Raw genomic sequence first — 20,160 nt, 5'->3', positions numbered from 1 at the left:
TGTGCGTAGACTGGCTGCTGCACAAGTTTATGCGCCTGATGAGGCACCCGTCGGATGCGCGAGCATAGGAGGACTCCCCCAGTGGTCAAGCGGAACGCACGGGAGGAACGCCGCCGGGTCCAGCTCATGGAGGCGAAGGCGGAGCTGCGCCGGGGCAAGGAGCAGCGCCGCCGCCGCGACAACCTGATCGCCGCCGCGGCAGGCGCTGTTGCGCTGATCGTCGCGGCAGTGCTCCAGGGAACGGTCTTCGCCTCGAACCCCACCGCCGCCGACTATGCGGCGGCGCAGGCGGGACTCCAGAGCCCGACTCCCACTCCGAGCGCCAGCGCCCCGCAGACGAACGGGCCTGAGATCCCCAAGCCGGAGACCGCTGCCGGCAAGACGTTCAGCGGGGACCTCGTGCTCAACGGCAAGCCCGTCGGTGTCCAGCTGGACGGCACCAAGGCCCCGGAGGCCGCAGCCGTCTTCGCATCCCTCGCCCAGACCGGCACCCTGAACGGGCGCACGTGCGGCCGCCTCACCACGGGCGACGCGTTCGCGCTCCTGCAGTGCGGGCAGAAGGCCGACGGCACCTCGGACCCCTCCTACACGTGGGGCCCGCTCGAGAACACCCCGACGGACGGCAAGTACCCGGCCGGGACGATCGCCGTGGCCCGCACGGCGAACAACGCCTACGGGAATGGCCAGGAGTTCTTCATCGTGTACAAGGACACGACGATCCCCGCGGACAGCGCCGGCGGCTACACGGTCGTGGGCACGGTGACGTCCGGCCTCGACGTGGTCCAGGGGATCGCTGCTGCAGGCGTGAAGACCGGAAACGACGGGCCTCCCGTGACCCCAGTCACGATAGACTCGTTTTCGGTGAAATGACGTGGGCTGACCCGCAGGGGAGCCCATCCGGAAGACAGACCACAAGTGAAAGAGTTCTAGCGGTGACCGAAAGTCAGAAATCCGACGACACCGCGGCCCGTCCGGCCGCACCCGTTCCCTCCCCCGCCGCCTTCGCGGCGAAGCCGAGACCGGCCGCTCCCGCGGCCGCAGCACCCGTGCAGCCGGTCGCGCCGAGCGCGCCTGTTCCCACCGTGTCCCTGACCGAGGCCGCCAAGTGGGGCCGGGTCGAGGGCGACGGCCATGTCTTCCTCACCATTGACGGCGAAGAGCATCCGGTGGGCCAGTACCCCGGCGTCTCCGCCGAGGAGGCACTGGCCTACTTTGCCCGCAAGTTCGAGGATGTCCTCGCGCAGATCTCGCTGCTCGAGCAGCGGGTGAGCTCGCATGCGGCGGTCGCCGACGTCCGCAAGGCCGCAGGCCACCTGCGCTCCCAGCTCGCAGAGCGGGCGATGGTCGGAGATCTGCGAGCCGCGGAAGCGCGGCTCGACGCGCTCGAGGGCTCGCTCGCCGACGCGGAGGCCGCAGAGAAGGCCCAGCACGACGCCGCCCGCGCCCAGGAGCTCGAGCGCCGCGAGGCCATCGTGGCGGAGGCCGAGCAGATCAGCGGCCAGGATCCGGAACGGACCCAGTGGAAGTCCAGCGGCGCGCGGATGAACGAGCTCTTCGAGGACTGGAAGGCGTCGCAGAAATCGGGCCTGCGGCTCGGCCGCGCGGCCGAGGACGCCCTCTGGAAGCGGTTCCGCGCCGCACGCACCCAGTTCGACCGCCACCGCCGCGCGTACTTCTCCCAGCTCGACAGCGTCAATGCCCAGGCGAAGTCCATCAAGGAGAAGCTCATCGCCGAGGCCGAGACGCTGCAGTCCTCGACCGAATGGGGCTGGGCCGCCGGAGAGTACCGGCGCCTCATGGACGAGTGGAAGGCAGCGCCCCGCGCGAGCCGCAAGGACGACGACGCCCTCTGGACGCGCTTCCGTGCCGCCCAGAACGTCTTCTTCGAAGCGCGCCAGGCCGCCAACGACGCGGTGGACCGCGAGTACACCGCCAACCTGAAGGTCAAGGAGGCCCTGCTCGCCGAGGCGCAGCAGATCCTCCCCGTGAAGGATCTTGCCGCTGCGAAGAAGTCGCTGCAGTCGATCCGGGAACGCTGGGAGGATGCCGGCCGGGTCCCTCGCGCCGACATGGGCCGCATCGAGGCTGGCCTTCGCAAGGTCGAGGACGCCGTGGCCCAGGCGGAGCACGAGAACTGGCGCCGCACCGATCCCGAGACCAAGGCACGCACCGACTCGGCGCTCAGCCAGCTTGAGTCCTCCATCGCGGGTCTGGAGGAGGAGCTGGCCGCTGCCCAGTCGAAGGGTGACGCCCGCGCCGCCTCGAAGGCCCAGGAGGCGCTCGACGCCCGCCGCGCATGGCTCGCAACGCTCCAGAAGTCGGCAGGCGAGCTCGCCTGACGTTTCCAGCACCCCAGGGGCCCGGACCGCAGCACGTCGGCCGGGCCCCTGCCCGTTATCCACAGGCCCTGCTGTCCACAGGACGCGGCGCATCGTGCCGCGGCATGATGTCGGTATGCCCGGAACACTGCAGCGCCCGTCCTCAGCCACCCTCGAACCCCCGGTCCTGATGGCCGGGAGCCCGTTCACCGCCGTCGAGCTCCAGGCCATGGAGAGCGACGGGGTGCTGCACCGCCTCGTCGGACGGGTCTACGTCCCGGCGGCGACGAGGCCCACGCCGGAGCTGCGGGCGCGCGCCCTCTCGGCCGCACTCACCCCCAGGGTGCGGGAGCGGACCGTGGCGGGCAGGATGACGGCCGCCTGGATCCTTGGCTGCGCTCCGCCGCCCGAGCTGCCCGTCATGCTCGTGGAGAGCACGCGCAGGATAGGGCGGCTGGGGACCGGAGACAGGCTGCTCGTGCACGAGGTGAGCTTCGGCCCCTTCGACATCCTGGAGATCGCTGATCTGCGGGTGACGAGCGGCCTGAGGACGGCCCTCGACCTCTCCCTCCACTCTGAGGAGCGTCTGGCACTCCCGGTGCTCCGGCGTATGCTCGCGCATCCGGCCCTTGGCCTGAGCGTGGGGCTCGTGGACCGGGGGCTCGCTGCGCTCCCCAACCAGCCGAACAAGCAGCGCGCACGGCGGCTCCTCGAGCGGCTCAGCTGAGGGGCGGCTGCCTCAGGTGCGGCGGCGGTTGCCGGTGGTGCGGTAGACGTCGAAGACGCCGTCAATGCGGCGCACGGCACTGAGCACGTGGCTCAGGTACTTCGGGTCTCCCATTTCGAAGGCGAAGCGGGAGACGGCGAGGCGATCGGTCGAGGTGTGCACGTGGGCGGAGAGGATGTTCACGTGGTTCTCCGAGAGCACCCGGGTGACGTCCGAGAGCAGGCTCTTGCGATCGAGCGCCTCCACCTGGATCTCGACGAGGAAGACGCTCGACTGCGTCGGCGCCCACTCGACGTCGACCATGCGGTCGGGTTCCGAGCGCAGCGTGGCGATGTTCGTGCAGTCAGTCCGGTGGACGGAGACTCCTGAGCCTCTTGTGACGAACCCCACGATCGGGTCCGGCGGAACCGGCGTGCAGCACCGGGCGAGCTTCACCCAGACGTCCCCCACGCCCTTCACGATGACCCCCGAGTTCGAGTACCGCGGGGGAACGCTGCCCTTGGTCGGAGCTATGGTCTCAGCGATGTCTTCCGCGGCACCCGCAGCACCTCCGAGGCTGTCCACGAGCTTCTCGACCACAGACTGGGCCGAGGCGTGCCCGTCCCCGATACCCGCGTAGAGTCCGGAGATGTCGGTGTAGCGGAATTCCTGGGCAACCGCGAGCAGCGCATCGTGGCTCAGAAGACGCTGCAGGGGCAGGTTCTGCTTCCGCATGGCGCGCGTGAGCAGTTCCTTGCCCTTGTCGATGGCCTCCTCGCGGCGCTCCTTCGAGAACCACTGGCGGATCTTGTTGCGCGCGCGGGCACTCTTGACGAAGTGCTGCCAGTCCTGGCTGGGGCCCGCACCTTCGGCCTTCGAGGTGAAGATCTCGACCCAGTCTCCATGGTTCAGCTCGCTGTTGAGCGGGACGAGCTTGCCATTGACGCGCGCGCCGATCGTGCGGTGGCCCACCTCCGTATGGACCGCGTAGGCGAAGTCGACCGGGGTCGACCCCGCCGGCAGAGCCATGACCTCACCCTTGGGCGTGAAGACGAAGACTTCCTTCGCATTGATCTCGAAGCGGAGAGAGTCGAGGAACTCCCCCGGGTCCGACGTCTCCTGCTGCCAGTCCACGAGGGAGCGGAGCCACCCCATCTCGGAGGCCTTGCCGCTCGGGCTGTGGCTCTGGGCCCCCGGCTGGTCCTTGTACTTCCAGTGCGCCGCGACACCGTACTCGGCGCGACGGTGCATGTCGTGCGTCCGGATCTGGATCTCCACCGGCTTGCCGCCCGGGCCGATCACCGTAGTGTGCAGCGACTGGTACATGTTGAACTTCGGCATCGCGATGTAGTCCTTGAAACGCCCCGGCAGGGGGTTCCAGCGGGCGTGGAGTGTGCCGAGCACGGCGTAGCAGTCCCGGACCGTGTCCACGAGGACGCGCACGCCCATCAAGTCGTTGATGTCGTCGAATTCCTTCTGGCGGACGATCATCTTCTGGTAGATCGAGTAGTAGTGCTTGGGGCGCCCCGTGATCTCGGCCTTGATCTTGGCCGCGCGCAGGTCGTCGGCGATCTGCGTCCGGATCACCGAGAGCTGCTTCTCACGCTCCGGGGTGCGCGCGCCCACCATCCGCACGATCTCCTCGTACACCTTCGGATAGAGCGCGGCGAACGAGAGGTCCTCGAGCTCCCACTTGATGGTGTTCATGCCGAGCCGGTGGGCCAGCGGCGCGAAGATCTCGAGCGTCTCCCGGGCCTTGCGCGCCGAGGACTCCGGGGAGACGAACCGCCACGTCCGTGCGTTGTGCAGCCGGTCGGCGAGCTTGATGACCAGGACACGGATGTCCTTGGCCATCGCCACGACCATCTTGCGCACCGTCTCGGACTGCGCCGCCTCGCCGAACTGCACCTTGTCGAGCTTCGTGACCCCGTCCACGAGCATCGCGACCTCAGGGCCGAAGTCCTTCCTGAGCTGGTCCAGCGTGTAGGACGTGTCCTCGACGGTGTCGTGGAGGAGTGCGGCGGCAAGGGTAGTGCCGCTCATGCCGAGCTCGGCGAGGATGGTGGCGACCGCGACCGGGTGTGTGATGTAGGGGTCGCCGCTCTTGCGCTTCTGTCCCTGGTGGCTGCGCTCCGCCACCTCGTACGCGCGCTGGATGAGGTCGAAGTCCTCCCGCGGGTTGTTGGCCCGCACAGTGCGCAGGAGCGGCTCGAGGATCGGAGAGTGCGCGCTGGGACCTCGCCCCGTCAGCCGTGCCAGCCGGCTGAAGGACCAGTCCCTGCGCCCCAGCGTCGGCCTCTCCAGGAGGCTGTTGCTCGGCTGCGTGGGCGCGGCCGGCTTCGCATCAGCGGCGCGGGCAGGCGTGCGCTCAACCGGCGACGTCGTGCCCCCGGTGCCGCTCGCCGCGGCGCCGGGCGCGCCGGACTGCGCCGGGGACGACGTCGGACGCTCCACCACTGAGGGCACCTCCACTCCTGGACCGGGATCCTTCACGGGATTCCCTCAGTGTATGCCCCGCTGCTGGGCTCAGACGCCCGCGTTCGCGCTCGACCGACGAGCATGCACCTTCTCTGCCTGCTTGACGAGTGCCGGCTCTCGCTCGCGCAGCCACGCGTACATCGGCGCAGCGATGAAGAGCGTGGCGGCAGTACCGATCAGGATACCGACGAAGAGCGCCAGCGAGAGGTCGCGCAGGGTCCCGGCGCCCAGCAGGCCTGCGCCGATGAACAGGATCGCAGCCACGGGGAGCACAGCCACCATCATCGTGTTGATCGAGCGCACGAGCGTCTGGTTGACGGCAAGGTTGACCTCCTCGGCGAAGGTCCGGCGGGTCGACGACGTGACGTCTGCGGTGTTCTCACGGATCTTGTCGAACACCACCACCGTGTCGTACAGGGAGTAGCTCAGGATGGTAAGGAAGCCGATGATCGCCGAGGGGGTCACTTCGAATCCACTGGCCGCGTACACGCCGGCCGTGACGATCATCGTGACGAGCATCCCGGTGAGCGCCGAGAGCGACATCTTCCATGTACGGAAGTACAGGGCCATCAGGACGGCCGCGAGGACCACGAAGATCACAAAGCCGAGGAGCGCCTGCTGGGACACGTCGGCCCCCCACGTCGGGCCGACGAACGAGGAGGTGACGTGGTCTGGTGCGACCCCATAGGCGGAGGCGAGCTTGTCCTTGACCTCGAGCGTCTGTGAGTCGGAGAGCTTCTCGGTCTGGACGCGCATCGCTCCGGGCGCGATGTTGCTCACGCGGGGCTGGGTGCCCGGAGCCACGGCGTCCACGGCCTGCTCGCCCAGATGGATGTCCGTCGAGACCGCGTCGGAGACCCGGAACTCGCTCCCGCCGCGGAACTCGATCCCGAGGTTGAAGCCGCCGGCGAGGAGCGGGATGAGGATCGACACGAGGGTGAGCACCCCTGCAATGCCAAGCCAGAGCCTCTTGCGCTCCACGAACGGGTAGGACCGCTTTCCCGCATAGAGCTCATTGCCGAAGCGAGCGAAGAAGTTCGCCATCAGTTCTCCTCCCCCGAGTTGCCCTGCGCCCGGTTGGACCGCCCCGCGGCGGAAGACATCTCAGACTGCTTCTGCATCTCGGCCGCGCGGCGCTCGGCGATGGTCATGCGACGGCTGGCCTCGCCCGCGGCCGCAGCATTCTTGGGCTTCCGGTTGGCCTTGGCGGCTTCGGATGCCTCGCGGAGGCGTCCCGCGCCCCGATACAGCGGAACGGCACCGAGGCGGGCTGGATCGAGGCCGGAGAACCGGTGGCCTTCCCCGAAGAAGCGGGTGCGGGCCAGCAGCTGGAGGGTCGGGTGCGTGAAGATGAACACGACGATGAGGTCCGCAATCGCGGTGAGGCCAAGCGTGAACGCGAATCCGCGCACGTTGCCCACGGCGACGAAGTACAGCACGACGGAGGCGAGGAGGTTGACGGCCTTCGACGCGAGCACGGTCCGCTTGGCGCGCTTCCATCCGTTCTCGACCGCGGAGACGAGCCCCCTGCCCTCACGGAGTTCGTCGCGGATGCGCTCGAAGTACACGATGAACGAGTCGGCCGTCTGGCCGATGGCCACGATCAGGCCCGCCACGCCGGCGAGGGAGAGGCGGTAGTTCTGCGTCCACCCGAGGATGGCGATCGCAAGGTAGGTCAGCGCCCCCGCCACCACGAGCGAGGCGATCGTGACGAAGCCGAGCGCACGGTACTGGAACAGCGAGTAGATGACGACGAGCAGGAGGCCGATGCCGCCTGCCAGCAGGCCCATCTCGAGCTGCTGGGTGCCGAGGGTCGCCGAGATCTGCTGCTCGCTCTGGATCTCGAAGCTGATCGGCAGCGCGCCGTAGCGCAGCTGGTCTGACAGGGCCTGGGCGCTCTGCTGCGTGAAGTTGCCCGTGATCTGGGGACGGCCGTCGGTGATCACCGCGAGGGTGCGCGGCGCCGAGAGCACCTTGTCGTCCAGGACGATCGCGAACTGGGCCTTCGGGTCGTTCTGGTTCGCGGCGTAGAAGCCGTTGAGCCGGGTGGTGACGGCCTTGAACTTCTGGGTGCCGTCGCCGTTGAACTGGATGTTGACGGCCCACTCGTTGGTGACCGCGCCCTGCTGGCCCTGCTGCAGCTGGAAGGTAGAGCCCGAGATGTCGGTCCCGGGGATCTCGACCGGCCCCAGGATGTATTTGGCCGCGGGCCGGGCGCCGTCGGCTGGCTCGCACGTGACGAGCGGCTTCGCCGGGTCCGAGCGCTCCGACTTCTCCGGCTGGGGCTGGGTGCAGTCGAGCGCCTCGTACTGCTTGTACACGTCCGCCGTGATCCAGTTGCTGTCGCTCGCGTTCGTCGGGGCGGCCGTGGGCTTGGGAAGCTTGTCGTCCGTGAGCCGCTGGTCCTGCGGCACCGCCGCGGGGTCGCCCACCACGAGGACGGGACGGAAGTTCATGTCCGCCGAGGCCTGGATGAGCTGGCGGGTCTCGGCGGAGGGAGTCCCCGGAAGGCTCACCACGACGTTGCGCCCCGACTGGGTGCTGATCTCCGCCTCGGAGACGCCCGACCCGTCCACGCGCTGGCGGATGATCTCGACCGCCTGGTTGAGCTGGTCCTGGTTGATCTGGGATCCGTCGGAGACCTTCGGGGAGAGGATCATCTCCGTGCCGCCCTCAAGGTCGAGGGCCAGCTTGGGCGCCCACGAGGCTTTGCCCGCGATCACCCCGCCGCCGAGGATGCCGGCGAGGGCGAGGAGGATGACGCCGAGGGAGATGAGTGTCTTGAGTCCCGGCCGCATGCGGGATCGTGCCATGGTGGTCCTTCGATCGTGGACGGCGCCTGATGGCGCGGGGCCGCCCGGCCAGAGGCCGGGCGGCGGTGGTCGGACTTACTTTCCGCTCTTGCCCTCGTCGTTGAGACGCCGCAGCGTCTCCTCGGGAGTCTCGGCAAGCTGCTCCTGCGGCGCCGGGGAGTCGGCCTTGCCCAGCGAGACGCCCGACGACGACGCGCCGCCGGCTCCCGGTGCCACGCCGTCCGCGTGGGGCGCTTCGCTGCCGAAGGCCGGCTCCGCGCCAAGGGTCGGCTCCGCGCCGAGGGTCGGATCGGCGGTTGCGCCGGCGGCGGCCGTGGGCTCGACAACCTTGGTGACGGCCTGACGGTGCACGGTGGCGAAGTTCCCCGGGCTGAGCTCGAGGACAACCTTGTTCTCGGCGTCATCGACGGAGACGATCCTGCCGAACAGCCCGAAGCTCGTCATGACCTCCACGCCCGGCGCGAACTGGGACTGCATCTCCTTCTGCTGCTGCTGGGCCTTCTTGTTCCGCCTGAACATCGTGAAGATGAAGAAGGCGAAGACGGCCAACAGGAGGACGGTCATCAGGTCCATGCGAGGTCCAATCTGTGTGTGTGGGCACGGGAACCGGCCAGGGCGGTCCCGGGCACAGCGTGGTGTCCCGCCTCAGCGGGAAGCATGTCTTTCAGTGTAGTGGCTCATGCCTAACGCGGCGCTCAGTCCAACGAACCGGCGTCCTCGTCCGATCCCGGGCCGAAGAGAGTTGCGCTCTCAGCGAACTCCGAGCCTGCGGCCGCAAAGGGAGCATCGGGCGGGACCGCGAGCCCGAGGTGCGAGAACGCGAGAGGCGTGGCAATCCGTCCGCGCGGAGTCCTGCCCATGAGACCCTCGCGGACAAGGTACGGCTCCGCGACTGTCTCGACGGTCTCAGGCTCCTCCCCCACGGCGATGGCGAGCGTCGAGAGGCCTACCGGCCCTCCGCCGAACTTCGTCGTGAGGGCTATGAGGACTGACCGGTCGAGCCGGTCCAGCCCTCTCGCGTCGACCTCGTACATGTCCAGGGCGGCACCCGCCGCACGGGCATCGATCTGCTCGGTCCCGTGCACGAGCGCCCAGTCGCGCACGCGCCGGAGGAGGCGGTTCGCAATGCGGGGGGTGCCGCGGGACCTGCCGGCCACCTCCGTGAAGCCAGCCGAGGTGACGCGGAGATCCAACAAGGCCGCCGAGCGCCTCAGGACGAGTTCGAGCTCCTCGACCGAGTAGAACTCGAGATGGCCAGTGAACCCGAACCTGTCGCGCAGTGGGCCCGGCAGGAGGCCGGCCCTTGTCGTAGCCCCGACGAGGGTGAAGGGCGGCAGGTCGAGCGGAATCGCGGTGGCGCCGGCTCCCTTGCCCACCACGATGTCCACCCGGAAGTCCTCCATGGCCATGTAGAGCATCTCCTCGGCAGGCCGCGACATCCGGTGGATCTCGTCGAGGAAGAGGACCTCGCCCTCGGACAGCGAGGACAGGATGGCAGCAAGGTCGCCCGCGTGCTGGATCGCCGGTCCAGAAGAGATCCTCAGCGGGGCGTTCATCTCCCCCGCGATGATCATCGCGAGGGTGGTCTTGCCGAGGCCCGGGGGTCCCGAGAGGAGCACATGGTCCGCGGTCCTCCCGCGGAGCCTGCTCGCCTCGAGCACGAGCGAGAGCTGCCGACGGACCCGGGCCTGCCCCACGAACTCGTCGAGGAACTTGGGCCGCAGCGCGGCCTCGACGGCGCGCTCCTCCGGCTCCTCCTGGCTCGCCACGAGCGACGGCTCAGCCACGGGCGCCCGCCTTCACGGCACGCGCGCCTTGGCCGAGCCACCGCAGCGTGGCCCGCAGGATCTCTGGCACGCTTCCGGATTCCGCAACCTCGGGCGCATCTGCCATTGCCTTGTCGATGCTCGCGGTGGCGTCCTTCTCACTCCACCCCAGGGACGCCATGGCGGCGACCACCTGGGGCTTCCACGAGGCGTCCGCTTCCGTTGGCACAGCCGCCGGAGCCTCGTCGGATCCCAGAGGCACCAGCTTGCCCTTGAGCTCCAGGACCAGGCGCGCCCCCACCTTCGGCCCGATCCCCGGGACCTTCGTGAAGGCCTTCGCATCCTCCGTGTGCGCAGCGACCCGTACGGCTTCCGGGCTGTGCACCGCGAGGACCGCAAGCGCGAGACGCGGCCCCACGCCGGACACCCCGAGCAGGACCTCGAAGACCTCCCGCTCCTCCGGCTCGGCGAAGCCGTACAAGGTCAGCGAGTCCTCACGGACCACGAGCGACGTGTGGACCGTCGCCTCCTCACCGACCCTCAGGCCCGAGAGCGTCTGCGGGGTGGCCCAGAAGGACATGCCCGCGCCGTTGACGTCGACCACACCCGAGGACAGGCCCACGTACGCCACCGGCCCTCGGAGAAAGCTGATCATCTCTTAATCCTCGCCCAACCTTCTCCGCCCCAACCGAACATATCTACGAGGACTCTAGCGTCCGACGGCGGCCGACCGCCTCATCTGCCGCGGCGCGCCTTCGCCTCCGCCCGCACCCTCCGCCACCCGGACCGTGGCCGCCTATCTGCCGCGGCGCGCCTTCGCCTCTGCCTCCTGCCATAGCCTCTGCGCGGGTGTCAGCGTCTCCGCCCCCACCGCCGTCGTGCGTCCCGCGGCGGACGGGGAGCCGGGCGCGCTGCCGCGCCACGCATGGGCCAGGGCCAGCGCGAGGGCGTCGGCGGCGTCGGCCGGGCGCGGTGAGGTCTCGAGGCGGAGGATCTTGGTGACCATCCGCGTGACGGCCTCCTTGCCCGCGCGCCCACTGCCCGTCACGGCGGCCTTGACCTCGCTCGGGGTGTGCAGCGCCACCGGGATGCCGCGCCGCGCGGCGGCAGCGATGACGATCCCGGACGCCTGGGCGACGCCCATGACCGTGCTGACGTTCATCTGGGAGAAGACCCGCTCGACGGCGACGACGTCGGGGCTGTGCTTGTCGAGCCAGTCGTCGATCGCCCGGGCAATCGTCAGGAGCCGGGCGTCGAGCGGCTCGTCGGCCTTGGTGCCGACCACGGTGACGTCGACGAGAGTCGCCGTGCGGTCGCGCGCGACGTCGACCACTCCGATGCCGCAACGCGTGAGGCCCGGATCGACGCCCAGCACACGCAGGGCGGACCCGGGCCTCAGGGCGCCGGCGTCGCCAGAATCGGCCACAGCTCAGTCGTTCTCGAGCTCCGCCATGACCTCATCGCTCATGTCCGCGTTCGAGTACACGTTCTGGACGTCGTCGAGGTCCTCGAGCGCGTCGACCAGGCGCACGAACTTGCGCGCGGCGTCGGCGTCCAGGCCGACCTCCATGGAGGGCACGAACTCGGCCTCGTCGGTCTCGTACTCGATACCGGCCTCAGTGAGCGCATCGCGGATGGCCTGGAGGTCGCTCGGATCCGAATACACGATCCAGTTCTCGCCACCGTCCTTGACCTCCTCGGCACCGGCATCCAGGACGGCCATGAGCAGGTCGTCCTCCGACAGCCCGTTCTTCGGCAGGCTCACCACGCCCTTGCGGTTGAAGAGGTAGGTGACGGAGCCCTGGTCCGCCATGGTGCCGCCATTGCGCGTCACCGCGAGGCGGACGTCCGCGGCAGCACGGTTCCGGTTCTCGGTGAGGCACTCGATGAGCAGCGCCGACCCCTGGGGCCCGCGGGCCTCGTACATGATCTCGGTGTACTCGATCGCCTCGCCGGTCAGGCCGGCACCGCGCTTGATCGCACGGTCGATGTTGTCGTTCGGAACCGAGTTCTTCTTGGCCTTGCTCACGGCGAGGTCGAGAGCGGGATTGCCCGAGAGGTCCGGGCCACCCATGCGGGCCGCGACCTCGATGGTCTTGATGTACTTGGCGAACGCCTTTGCACGCTTGGCGTCGATGACGGCCTTCTTGTGCTTGGTGGTCGCCCACTTGGAGTGGCCGGACATGCCTACGCTCCTGTCCTGATCATGCGGATGAAGAGTTCATGGATCCGAGTCTCGCCCGTCACCTCGGGATGGAAGGATGTCGCGAGCAGCGCTCCAGAACGCACTGCGACAATTCTAGACCTGCCCCCGAGCGTGGCCGTGTGCGACGCGTGGGCTGGGTCCACCTCGGCGAGCACCTCGACGCCCGGACCGACCCGCTCCACCCACGGTCCGCGGATGAACACCGCGTGCACGGGACCTCCGCTCTGGTCGACCTCCTTGAAGTCGAGGTCCGTCTCGAAGGACTCCCGCTGACGGCCGAACGCGTTCCGGCGCACCGTGATGTCGAGGCCGCCGAAGGACTCCTGCGGGCGCCCCGCGAGGTCCTCGGTCGGATCGGCGATCTCGTCCGCGAGCAGGATCATGCCGGCGCACGAGCCGTACACCGGGAAGCCTGCGCGGATCTTGGCGCGCAGCGGATCGGTGATGCCGAAGGCACGGGACAGCTTGTCGATCGTCGTGGATTCGCCGCCGGGGATCACGAGCCCGTCAAGCCCGTCGAGCTCCTCAGGCCGGCGCACCTTCACGGCACGGGCACCCACATGCTCGATCGCGGCAAGATGCTCCCGCACGTCGCCCTGGAGGGCCAGCACGCCGACAACCGGCACGCTCGAGTCGGCCGCGGAGGGTGAGGTCGTGGGGTTCAGAGTCACCATGACAGTCTAGTCACCCGGCGGTCGGCGTCCGCTGCCCGCCGGTAGCATGGACCGCGGACCTTCGCCGTCAACAGAAGAGGACAGCACTATGTGCGGAATCGCCGGATACTTCGGCGCAGGGCTCGAGGAATCGCTCCTGAAGGAGATGAACTCCTGCATCGTGCACCGGGGCCCGGACGGCGAAGGCTACTTCGCGTCCGGCAGGGTGGGGCTGGCCCACCGCCGTCTGGCGATCGTCGACGTCGCCCACGGGCAGGAGCCCATGGTGAGCGCAGACGGCGAGACCGTCCTCGTCTACAACGGCGAGGTGTACAACTACCGCGAACTGCGCGCCGAGCTCGAGCAGCTCGGGCGCACCTTCCGCACCGCCTCCGACACCGAGGTGGTACTGCAGGCCTACGAGCAGTGGGGAACCGAAGCGTTCGACCGGTTCAACGGGATGTTCGGCCTCGCGATCCTCGACCAGCACCGCGGCCAGCTGGTCCTGGCCCGCGACCACTTCGGCATCAAGCCGCTGTACTGGGCGAACGCCGGTACCGAGCACGAGCCTCAGCTCCTCTTCGCCTCGGAGATCAAGCCGATCCTCGGCACGGACCTCATCGAGGCCAAGCCCAACGAGCGGATCCTCTACCGCTACCTCCAGTACCGCATCCACGACGACACCGAAGAGACGTTCTTCGACGGCGTCCGCAAGCTCCTCCCGGGCGAGATGATGACGATCGAGCTCGACAGCGGCCGCTTCCGGATCTCGTCCTACACCCGCCTCAAGGAGGAGCTCGCGGAGCTCGCCCAGGTCAATACGCCCTACACCCCCGAGGTCGTCGACGAGTACCGCCGGCGGTTCACCGAAGCGATCAGGATCCGCCTCAACTCGGAGGTCCCGGTCGGCAGCGCGCTGTCCGGCGGCCTCGACTCCTCCGCGGTGGTCGTGACGATTAACCAGCTCATGCGCCAGAACGCCGAAGGGCTCGAGGCCGTGGGCGCCAGGCAGAACACGTTCAGCGCGGTCTTCCCCAATGCGATCAACGACGAGGAGGCCTACGCCGACGCGGCCATCGCCGTGTGCGGCGGCACGATCGACGCCCACAAGATCAAGCCGACGCCGGAGGGCTTCGACGCCGACCTGCTCGACTTCGTCCGGACCATGGAGGAGCCCATCATCTCCTCCGGCCCGTACGCGCAGTACTGCGTCATGAAGGAGGCCTCCAAGCACGTCACCGTGCTCCTCGACGGCCAGGGCGCCGACGAGATGATGGCCGGCTACATCCCGTACTACTTCGCCTACCTGCGCCAGCTCAAGGCTGCCGGTGACTACGCGACGCTCGCCCGGGAGTCGTCGTCGAGCCTCGACATCTTCTACAGGCTCGGCCGGTTCCGGCTGCGCGGCATGGCAAGCGGCAGGAAGACGGTCTCGATGGGGACCCTGCTGAAGAAGTCGTGGGCCCAGCAGTTCTCGGGGGAATCCTTCGGCAACATCGCGTCGAACCTCAAGGCCCGGCTCATCGACGACCTCTTCGCAAAGTCGCTCCCCTCGCTCCTGCGCTATGAGGACAAGAACACCATGCGCTTCTCGCTCGAGGGCCGCGTGCCGTTCCTGGACAAGGAAGTCGTCAAGTACCTCTTCTCGCTCTCCGACGAGGCGATCATCAAGGAGGGCTGGAACAAGCGCGTGCTCCGGGACGCGACCCGCGGCCTGCTCCCCGAGATGATCAGCAACCGGCGCAACAAGATCGGCTTCACCACCCCTGAGGCGGAGTGGTTCAAGCTCATGAAGGAGCGCCTCTACAAGATCTTCATGTCCAACTCGTTCTACTCGCGCCCCTACTGGGACCGCGAGCAGGTCCTCACCGCCTTCGAGGAGTACCTCAACGGCAAGAACGACGCCGATACCATGATCTTCTGGCGCCTGCTGAACGTGGAGCTCTGGCTGCGCGAGTTCATCGACAAGGACGAGGCGCCCGCCGACGTCAAGGCAGACAAGAGCGACTACGAGGCGAATCCCGGCAAGGAGCTGGACATCGCCTCGAACGGTTCGCTGTTCCGCCGGTACCCCCTCCAGACGGAGGTCTTCGCGAAGGACACCCAGCTCGCGCCCACCGTCGCCTCGTACGTCAAGCGCTTCTTCGACGGGCTGCCGGATGCCCCCGCCGAGGCGCGCACCGCCGTCGACGGCAAGGGGTGGTACCTCCTGGTGAGCGAGAAGATCGTCGCCATCACCCAGGGCCGGTCCTTCCCCGTGTGGGAGATCAAGGTGACCCCTGCGGCGCGCGTGCTCTCGAAGTTCGTGACGCGCACGCCGGCCGGCATCGGCCTGGGCAGCCCGTGGTCGATGCAGATCGCGATCAACGAGGTGGGCCTGCCCCTGATCGCCAAGGCGGCCGCAGCGTCGGTCGTGGGGAAGCTGCAGGGCAAGAGCGGCGTCTTCTACGACGTGGTGGGCCACAACATCAACGCGATCGACGGCGCGACGCCGTACAGCCTGGGCGCGGCGAGCAACTCGGTGAAGCTCGCACCCAAGGATCCGGACGGCGTCGCGCGGGCGCTCAGCGCCGCGGTCCGCGCCGCCCTCCCGGCCGAGGCCACAGCCTCGTTCCGGGGGTCGGCGGTCATGGACGCCAACGATCTCGGTGTCGTGGTCATGGGACACGACACGGATCTGCCCAAGGAGACGATCGCGGGGATGTTCAAGGACAACCCCCAGGGCCAAGGGTCCCAGGCCACCCCGATGTCCCTCGTCTTCGCGCAGGACTGAGCCGTGGCGAATCCCCTGCTGACCCCCAGCGCGCTCCCCTACGGCCTCCCCGCCTTCGGCGAGATTGCCGATGAGCACTACGCGGAGGCCATCCGGGCCGGCCTCGCCGAGCACCTGGCGGAGATCGAGGCCATCACCTCCTCGCCCGAGAAGCCGGACTTCGAGAACACCGCCGTGGCGATGGAACGCTCCGGCCAGCTCCTCACCCGCGCGGCCGCGGCTTTCGCCAATCAGGTCTCGTCCCACGGCACGGAAGGCATCCGCGCGCTCGAGACCGAGCTCATGCCGGAGCTCTCGGCGCACGACGACGCGATCTACCTCAACAGGCCCCTGTACGAGCGCTTCGCAGCGATCCCCACGCAGGGGCTCGACCCCGAATCGGCCCGGCTCGTGGAGGAGTGGCTCGCCGCCTTCCGCCGCTCCGGCATTGCCCTCGACGGGGCCGCCCAGGAGCGCCTCCGCGAGATCAACGCGGAGCTCTCGCGCCTCGGGACCGACTACGGCCAGCGGGTAGCGAAGGGGATCAACGAGGCGGCCATCCTCGTCACCGACGAGTCGGAACTCGCGGGCATGCCCGAGGATGACCGCGCCTCCGCGGCGGAGGCGGCCCGGGCTGCGGGCCACGAGGCCGGCTGGCTGCTCACCTTCATCCAGCCGACGGCGCAGCCGCATCTGGCCGTGCTCGAGGACCGCTCCCTGCGCCGCAGGATCTTCGAGGCGTCCGTGGCCCGCGGCAGCTCGGGCGGCGCCACGGACGTGCTGGCGCTGGTGACCGAGATGGCGCGGCTGCGGGCCGAGAAGGCCGCACTCCTGGGCTTCAAGGACTTCGCAGAACTGGCCGTGGATGACCAGACCGCCCCCTCGATCTCGGCGGTCGAGGAGATGCTCAGCCGCTTGGCGCCTGCCGCGGTGCGCAACGCCGCAGCCGAGGCCGAGGTGCTCGCCCAGGCTGCTGGGCACGATCTGGAGCCCTGGGACTGGGCGTTCTACTCGGCGAAGGTCCAACGCGAGAAGTACGCGGTGGACGAGCGGGCCCTGCGGCCCTACTTCGAGCTGGACCGGGTTCTCCGTGACGGAGTGTTCTACGCCGCGGGCCAGCTCTACGGGCTTGCCTTCACCGAGCGGACCGATCTCGTGGGCTACCACGAGGACGTGCGGGTGTGGGAGGTGTCCGACGCCGATGGCTCTGGACTCGGGCTGTTCCTCGGCGACTACTTCGCGCGCCCCACCAAGCGGGGCGGGGCGTGGATGAACTCCCTCGTGGAGCAGTCCCGGCTGCTGGCGCACTCCCCCGTCGTCGTGAACAACCTCAATATCCCCAAGCCGCCGCCGGGTGAGCCCGTCCTCCTGACCCTGGACGAGCTGCGGACGGTCTTCCACGAGTTCGGGCATGCGCTGCACGGCCTCCTCTCGGAAGTGGCCTACCCCCGGTTCTCGGGCACGAACGTGCCGCGGGACTTCGTCGAGTACCCGTCCCAGGTCAACGAGATGTGGATGTTCGCCCCGGAGGTGGTAGGCCGCTATGCCCGGCACCACGCGACCGGAGAGCCGCTTCCCTCCGAGGACCTCGAGCGGCTCGATGCCGCAAGGCTATGGGGCGAGGGCTTCGCGACCACCGAGTACCTCGGAGCGTCCCTCCTCGACCTCGCGTGGCACAGGATCGCTCCCGGAAGCGCCCCGACGGATGCCCCCGCGTTCGAGGCCGGTGCGCTGGCCGACGCCGGAGTGGCCGTGCCGCTCGTGCCGCCCCGCTACCGGACCGGCTACTTCCAGCACATCTTCGCCGGAGGCTGGTACGCGGCGGGCTACTGGTCCTACATCTGGAGCGAGGTCCTCGATGCGGACACGGTCGAGTGGTTCCGCGAGAACGGAGGGCTCAGCCGCGCCAACGGCGAGGTCTTCCGCCGCGAGCTCCTCTCCCGCGGCAACTCCCGGGATCCGCTCGAATCGTTCCGGGCGTTCCGCGGGCGCGACGCGGATGCTGCCCCGCTGATGGCGCGTCGCGGCCTCGCCTGAGGGTCCTTGCCAGAGGATCCTCGCCCGAGGATACGGCCCTTCGCCCCTGCCCCTCCGCAGCTGCGGGGAGCACAGTGGAGGCGTGAAGCGAGGAGGGGCCATGCACGTGTTCAAGGACAGGACCGAGGCCGGCCGCGAACTGGCCCGCGCGCTCTCGCGGTTCCACGGACCTGACACCGTTGTCCTCGGCCTTCCGCGGGCCGGCGTTCCCGTGGCCTTCGAAGTCGCGGTCAGCTTGGACGCGCCGCTCGATGTGATCGTGGTCCGCAAGCTCGGCGTGCCATTCCAGCCCGAGCTCGCAATGGGCGCGATCGGCGAGAACGGCGTGCGCGTCGTCGATGACCGGGTCAGGTCGCTCTCGGGAGTGACCGACCGCGAGTTCGATCTCGTCGAGCACCGCGAGCGTGAGGTCCTCACCGCCCGCGTGGCCCAGATCCGCGCGGTGCGCCCACCCGAAGACCTGCGGGGCAAGACCGCGATCGTGGTCGACGACGGAATCGCCACCGGTTCCACCGCCCGCGCCGCATGCGCCATTGCACGCAGGCTCGGCGCCGCGCGGGTGGTCCTCGCCGTTCCAGTCGGGCCAAGGGAAGTGGTCGGCGCCTTTCCTGAAGCGGACGAGGTCGTGTGCCTCACGACCCCGTCGCCATTCCACGCGGTCGGCCGTTTCTACAACGACTTCTCCCCCACGAGCGACGACGATGTCCTCCAGCTCCTGGACGCCGCGGCGCTCCGTCCCGCCGCCCCACCCGCAAGCGCCGGAAGCCCCGCACAGGTCGAGGATGTCCTCATCCGAGTCGACGGCATCACGCTGCAGGGGAACCTCCACCTGGCACCCGATGCCGGTGTGGTGGTCTTCGCCCACGGCAGCGGCAGCAGCCGCCACAGCCCTCGGAACCGCGCCGTGGCCCGTGTCCTCCAGGACGCCGGCCTCGGGACCCTCCTCCTCGACCTCCTCTCTCCCGAGGAGGAGCTCGAGCGCCGGAGGGTGTTCGACATCGAACTGCTAGCGTCCCGCCTTTCGGCCGCGACGGGCTGGCTCAGGGCGGGTACCGCCGGCCCCCACCGGCCCATCGGCTACTTCGGGGCGAGCACAGGCGCGGCGGCGGCACTGTGGGCCGCGGCGGAGCCGGACGCGCACATCTCGGCGGTGGTCTCCCGCGGTGGGCGGCCTGACCTTGCCATGGACAGGCTCGGGGACGTCGAGGCCCCGACGCTGCTGATCGTCGGCGGTGCCGACTCCCAGGTGCTCCAGCTCAACCGGGAAGCAGCTGAGCACCTCACGTGCCCGAACCGCCTCGAGGTGATCCCGGGCGCGACCCACCTCTTCGAAGAGCCGGGGGCGCTCGACGCCGTTGCCCGGCTCGCGCGGGACTGGTTCGCCCAGCACCTGCGATGAACCCACGGTGACGCGAACGACTGCGGCCCGCACCTTCGCGGGAAAGGTGCGGGCCGCCGTCGTGCTCGTCTCAGAGCGGCACTGCCGCCTGCTTGACGCTAGTCTCCGTCTACCAGCCGCGCTCGGCGAGGCGGTGAGGGGCTGGGATGTCGTCGACGTTGATTCCGACCATGGCCTCGCCCAAGCCGCGGGAGACCTTCGCGATCATGTCGGGGTCGTCGAAGAACGTCGTTGCCTTCACGACGGCCGCAGCGCGCTCCGCCGGGTTGCCGGACTTGAAGATGCCGGAGCCGACGAACACGCCGTCCGCGCCCAGCTGCATCATCATGGCCGCATCGGCCGGGGTTGCGATGCCGCCGGCGGTGAACAGCACCACAGGGAGCTTGCCGGTCTCGGCGATCTCCTTGACGAGCTCGAACGGGGCCTGCAGCTCCTTGGCCGCGACGTAGAGCTCATCCTCAGGAAGGGAGGAGAGGCGCTTGATCTCGGCGCGGATCTTGCGCATGTGGGTGGTGGCGTTGGAGACGTCCCCGGTGCCGGCCTCGCCCTTGGATCGGATCATTGCGGCGCCCTCGTTGATGCGGCGCAGGGCCTCGCCCAGATTGGTGGCACCGCACACGAACGGGACGGTGAACTTCCACTTGTCGATGTGGTTCTCGTAGTCGGCCGGGGTGAGGACCTCGGACTCGTCGATGTAGTCCACGCCGAGAGACTGCAGGACCTGGGCCTCGACGAAGTGGCCGATGCGGGCCTTGGCCATGACGGGGATCGAGACGGCCTCGATGATCGAGTCGATCATGTCCGGATCCGACATTCGCGAGACGCCGCCCTGGGCGCGGATGTCAGCAGGGACGCGCTCGAGGGCCATGACCGCGACGGCGCCGGCGTCCTCGGCGATCTTCGCCTGCTCGACGTTGACGACGTCCATGATGACGCCGCCCTTGAGCATCTCGGCCATGCCACGCTTGACTCGGTTGCTGCCCGTCGTGGGAGCCGAGGCGTTTGCTTCAGTAGACACGTACTCGTCTTTCT

General features: G+C 69.0%; 16 protein-coding genes. 6 read left to right on the top strand and 10 right to left on the bottom strand.

The window, feature by feature from the left end:
• The first annotated feature begins 54 nt into the window (after positions 1-54).
• The 3 genes from IE231_RS00245 (at position 55) to IE231_RS00235 (ending at position 3,045) form a co-directional block, all read left to right on the top strand.
• A complete protein-coding gene (locus IE231_RS00245; protein WP_189691942.1) occupies positions 55-870 on the top strand; it encodes a peptidylprolyl isomerase in 816 nt (271 codons plus the stop codon).
• A complete protein-coding gene (locus IE231_RS00240) occupies positions 867-2,339 on the top strand; it encodes a DUF349 domain-containing protein (RefSeq protein WP_189691941.1) in 1,473 nt (490 codons plus the stop codon). The genes IE231_RS00245 and IE231_RS00240 overlap by 4 nt, the downstream gene beginning before the upstream one ends.
• A 115-nt stretch (positions 2,340-2,454) precedes the next feature.
• Entirely contained in the window at positions 2,455-3,045 is a 591-nt protein-coding gene (locus IE231_RS00235) for a hypothetical protein (RefSeq protein ID WP_189691940.1), read from the top strand.
• A 12-nt stretch (positions 3,046-3,057) separates the two neighbouring features.
• Here IE231_RS00235 and IE231_RS00230 read toward each other — a convergent pair whose 3' ends face one another.
• The 9 genes from IE231_RS00230 to pdxT all read right to left on the bottom strand — a co-directional run bounded on the left by IE231_RS00230 (position 3,058) and on the right by pdxT (position 12,961).
• The gene (locus tag IE231_RS00230; RefSeq protein WP_374189395.1) at positions 3,058-5,481 is read right to left on the bottom strand and encodes a RelA/SpoT family protein; all 2,424 of its coding nucleotides are present in this window, start codon (positions 5,479-5,481) and stop codon (positions 3,058-3,060) included.
• Positions 5,482-5,550: 69 nt separating this feature from the next.
• Positions 5,551-6,546 (bottom strand): protein translocase subunit SecF, encoded by a 996-nt coding sequence (gene secF / locus IE231_RS00225; protein WP_189691939.1) that lies wholly within the window; start codon positions 6,544-6,546, stop codon positions 5,551-5,553.
• Positions 6,546-8,315: a protein translocase subunit SecD gene (gene secD, locus IE231_RS00220; RefSeq protein WP_189691938.1), complete on the bottom strand. Its 1,770-nt coding sequence runs from the start codon at positions 8,313-8,315 to the stop codon at positions 6,546-6,548. The genes secF and secD overlap by 1 nt, the downstream gene beginning before the upstream one ends.
• A gap of 75 nt (positions 8,316-8,390) precedes the next feature.
• Positions 8,391-8,879: a preprotein translocase subunit YajC gene (yajC, locus tag IE231_RS00215; protein ID WP_189692268.1), complete on the bottom strand. Its 489-nt coding sequence runs from the start codon at positions 8,877-8,879 to the stop codon at positions 8,391-8,393.
• Between the two features lie 131 nt (positions 8,880-9,010).
• The gene (gene ruvB, locus IE231_RS00210; RefSeq protein ID WP_189691937.1) at positions 9,011-10,102 is read right to left on the bottom strand and encodes a Holliday junction branch migration DNA helicase RuvB; all 1,092 of its coding nucleotides are present in this window, start codon (positions 10,100-10,102) and stop codon (positions 9,011-9,013) included.
• The gene (ruvA, locus tag IE231_RS00205) at positions 10,095-10,736 is read right to left on the bottom strand and encodes a Holliday junction branch migration protein RuvA (protein WP_189691936.1); all 642 of its coding nucleotides are present in this window, start codon (positions 10,734-10,736) and stop codon (positions 10,095-10,097) included. Before ruvA ends, ruvB begins: the two co-directional genes overlap by 8 nt.
• 141 nt (positions 10,737-10,877) lie before the next feature.
• Positions 10,878-11,462 (bottom strand): crossover junction endodeoxyribonuclease RuvC, encoded by a 585-nt coding sequence (gene ruvC, locus IE231_RS00200; RefSeq protein ID WP_189692267.1) that lies wholly within the window; start codon positions 11,460-11,462, stop codon positions 10,878-10,880.
• 48 nt (positions 11,463-11,510) lie between these two features.
• A complete protein-coding gene (locus IE231_RS00195; RefSeq protein ID WP_189691935.1) occupies positions 11,511-12,266 on the bottom strand; it encodes a YebC/PmpR family DNA-binding transcriptional regulator in 756 nt (251 codons plus the stop codon).
• 2 nt (positions 12,267-12,268) lie between these two features.
• On the bottom strand, positions 12,269-12,961 hold the full coding sequence (gene pdxT / locus IE231_RS00190; protein WP_189691934.1) for a pyridoxal 5'-phosphate synthase glutaminase subunit PdxT: 693 nt from the start codon (positions 12,959-12,961) through the stop codon (positions 12,269-12,271).
• Between the two features lie 88 nt (positions 12,962-13,049).
• Here pdxT and asnB point away from each other — a divergent pair, with 88 nt between their 5' ends.
• The 3 genes from asnB to IE231_RS00175 all read left to right on the top strand — a co-directional run bounded on the left by asnB (position 13,050) and on the right by IE231_RS00175 (position 19,128).
• Positions 13,050-15,713, top strand: coding sequence for an asparagine synthase (glutamine-hydrolyzing) (asnB, locus tag IE231_RS00185; protein WP_189691933.1), 2,664 nt, complete (start codon positions 13,050-13,052; stop codon positions 15,711-15,713).
• 3 nt (positions 15,714-15,716) lie between these two features.
• Entirely contained in the window at positions 15,717-17,729 is a 2,013-nt protein-coding gene (locus IE231_RS00180) for a M3 family metallopeptidase (RefSeq protein ID WP_189691932.1), read from the top strand.
• A gap of 100 nt (positions 17,730-17,829) precedes the next feature.
• Positions 17,830-19,128, top strand: coding sequence for a phosphoribosyltransferase family protein (locus IE231_RS00175; protein WP_189691931.1), 1,299 nt, complete (start codon positions 17,830-17,832; stop codon positions 19,126-19,128).
• 109 nt (positions 19,129-19,237) lie between these two features.
• Here the strand turns inward: IE231_RS00175 and pdxS are convergent, their stop codons facing one another.
• Positions 19,238-20,146 carry a pyridoxal 5'-phosphate synthase lyase subunit PdxS gene (gene pdxS / locus IE231_RS00170; protein ID WP_189691930.1) on the bottom strand — a complete coding sequence of 303 codons (909 nt, stop codon included), beginning with the start codon at positions 20,144-20,146 and terminating at the stop codon, positions 19,238-19,240.
• Positions 20,147-20,160: the final 14 nt, after the last annotated feature.

Origin of the sequence: Sinomonas cellulolyticus (genome assembly GCF_014656475.1) — a bacterium.
In the GTDB taxonomy this organism is placed as follows: domain Bacteria; phylum Actinomycetota; class Actinomycetes; order Actinomycetales; family Micrococcaceae; genus Sinomonas; species Sinomonas cellulolyticus.
The sequence above is the reverse complement of the archived record's forward strand: the minus strand, read 5'-3'. Positions and strand labels throughout refer to the sequence as shown.